Source organism: Terrisporobacter muris, assembly GCF_024621905.1.
GTDB classification, from domain to species: domain Bacteria; phylum Bacillota; class Clostridia; order Peptostreptococcales; family Peptostreptococcaceae; genus Terrisporobacter; species Terrisporobacter muris.
The window spans coordinates 1-2,433 of the sequence record NZ_JANKBY010000437.1; the positions used below are offsets into that span (position 1 = coordinate 1).

Genomic DNA, 2,433 nt, shown 5'->3' on the forward strand with positions numbered 1-2,433 from the left:
TTTTTATATGAATGAAAATTTTTCCTGTTTAAAACTTTATTTTTTATTTTAAAAAAGCATATCTATATGCTAAAATAGTTAATGTTGTATACAGAATACAAAACGGAATAAATGATGAATAGGAGACATAGGTAATGAATGAAGAGACAATTAAATTATTAGCTCACAAGGCTGAAGACAAAATTAATACGCTTAATGAGAGTAAATTAAAGTACTTAGTATTATCGATATTTGCAGGCATGTTTATAGGACTTGGATGTATATTAATATTTACTATAGGTGGACAATTACATGCAGTTCATTCACCTGCAACTAAAATAGTAGTAGGTATGTCATTCTCATTTGCACTTAGTGCCATTATAGTATTAGGATATGAATTATTTACAAGCAATACAATGATAATGACTATGGGAAGTTTATCAAAGGCTACTAGTGTAAAAGATGGAATAAGAATAATGGGTTATAGTTATTTTGGAAACTTTTTAGGAGCTATAATTGTAGCGCTTTTATTTGTAGGAACAGGATTTGCTGCAGAAGGTCAACTTACAATGGAATACTTTGCATACTCTGGAGCATATAAGGTTGCAGCACCAGCGCTACAATTATTCTGTAGAGGAATACTTGCTAATATATTAGTTTGTGCAGCTGTACTTGCAGCATATAAAACAAAAGATGAGATGGCTAAGATAGCTATAGTATTCTTATTAATATTTGCATTCGTAACAAGTGGATTTGAACACTGTATAGCAAATATGACTACTTTATTAGTATGTTTATTCTCACCAGTACCAAATGATGTTACAGTTATAAATGCATTATATAGTATGTTGTTTGTAACGTTAGGTAACTTAGTTGGTGGAGCAGGATTCTACGGATTCTTAACTTACTTTATGTCAAAGAAAAAAGAAAATAAAATTGAGAAAAAAATTAGCAAAGCTTGCTAGATATATAAAAAGACCTTCTTTGTGAAATACAAGGAAGGTCTTTTTATATACTTATTAGATGTATTATGTATATTGTTAAAGAAATATTCTAAAAACATATTTGCAGTAATAAATATATAGTGAGCATTCTAGAAATAAAACCAGCTAGTTTTAAATCTAGATAGATGAGACCTAACTATGAAAAAATAAGGAGGGAGTAGTATGTTAAACTTTATAAGAGTTGTTTGGGCGATATTAATGGCGTTTTACTACTATGTATTTATTAAAGACTATAAGCAAGTTAAGACAGCTAATGAACTTGATGAAGTGAGCGTGGCAAAGGTAGGTATTGTTGGATTTATAACTAATTTCTTTGATACCTTAGGGATAGGTTCCTTTGCGCCAACAGTAGCATTTAATAAGTTCTTAAAGATGGGTGTAAGAGATAAGGATTTACCTGGACTATTAAATGTTGGGGATACTTTACCAGTTATGTGTGAGGCCGTAATATTTACTACAGTTATCGATGTAGAGCCTATAACATTGGTTACCATGTTAGCTGCATCAGCAGTTGGTTCTTGGCTAGGAGCTGGTATAATTTCAAAATTAGATGAAATTAAAATCCAAAAAATTATGGGAGTAGCTTTATTTGTAACGGGTATTTTAATGGTTTTAGGAGCGTTAAACTTAATACAAGGTGGCGGAGAAGCTATAGGACTTACTGGTGGTAAATTAGTATTAGGTATAGTCGGAAACTTTATACTTGGAGCATTAATGACGGCTGGAATAGGATTATATGCACCATGTATGGCATTAGTATATTTTTTAGGATTGTCTCCTGCAGTAGCATTCCCAATAATGATGGGGTCATGTGCAACATTAATGCCAGTTTGCTCAGTTAAGTTTATTAAAGAAGGAGCTTATCCTAGAAAAGCGTCTTTATTACTTGGACTATTTGGTGCCATAGGCGTATTTTTCGCAGCTTATATAGTTAAGTCACTACCATTAGATATATTAAGATGGTTAGTAATAGTTGTTATATTCTATACATCTATATCTATGTTAGTTTCAGCAAATAAAGGTAAAGGTTCAGGAGAAGATGTAATAGTAGAAAATAGTAATGATGATAAATAAAAAAAATAACAATTGTATTATAAAAATGGTTATAAAATACCAAATGTATGGTATAGATTGAATAAAATTTAACAAATAAAATTGAATTAATATTAAATATATGCCATATTTTCTATGTATGGCATATATTTTTTGTAATAAAAAAACATTATCTAAAAATGTAAAAATTTTCTTGAATAGTTTATTTGAATTAACTATAATGAAGGTAGATAAATGGATAAGTTGTAAAAGCTAGTCGATAAATGACTGAAAATTTACTTTTTTTGTATAAACGGTATTCACGCTAAGCATATATATTTTATTGACAATTAATTAACATTAGGGAGCAAGTGCATAGAGATGAAACCGTTTTTTTATCTATTTATCATAGATTAAA

The 2,433-nt window shown here is 29.5% G+C and carries 2 protein-coding genes; both read left to right on the forward strand.

Going from position 1 to position 2,433, the window contains the following annotated elements; genetic code table 11:
* Nucleotides 1–134: 134 nt before the first annotated feature.
* On the forward strand, nucleotides 135–944 hold the full coding sequence (locus tag NSA58_RS18890; RefSeq protein ID WP_039679749.1) for a formate/nitrite transporter family protein: 810 nt from the start codon (nucleotides 135–137) through the stop codon (nucleotides 942–944).
* A gap of 201 nt (nucleotides 945–1,145) precedes the next feature.
* The gene (locus NSA58_RS18895; protein WP_039679748.1) at nucleotides 1,146–2,057 is read left to right on the forward strand and encodes a sulfite exporter TauE/SafE family protein; all 912 of its coding nucleotides are present in this window, start codon (nucleotides 1,146–1,148) and stop codon (nucleotides 2,055–2,057) included.
* Nucleotides 2,058–2,433 lie beyond the last annotated feature (376 nt).

Bases quoted from the DNA above. Each gene is read 5' to 3' on its own strand.
- NSA58_RS18890 (WP_039679749.1), top strand. From the start codon at position 135: ATGAATGAAGAGACAATTAAATTATTAGCTCACAAGGCTGAAGACAAA.
- NSA58_RS18895 (WP_039679748.1), top strand. From the start codon at position 1,146: ATGTTAAACTTTATAAGAGTTGTTTGGGCGATATTAATGGCGTTTTAC.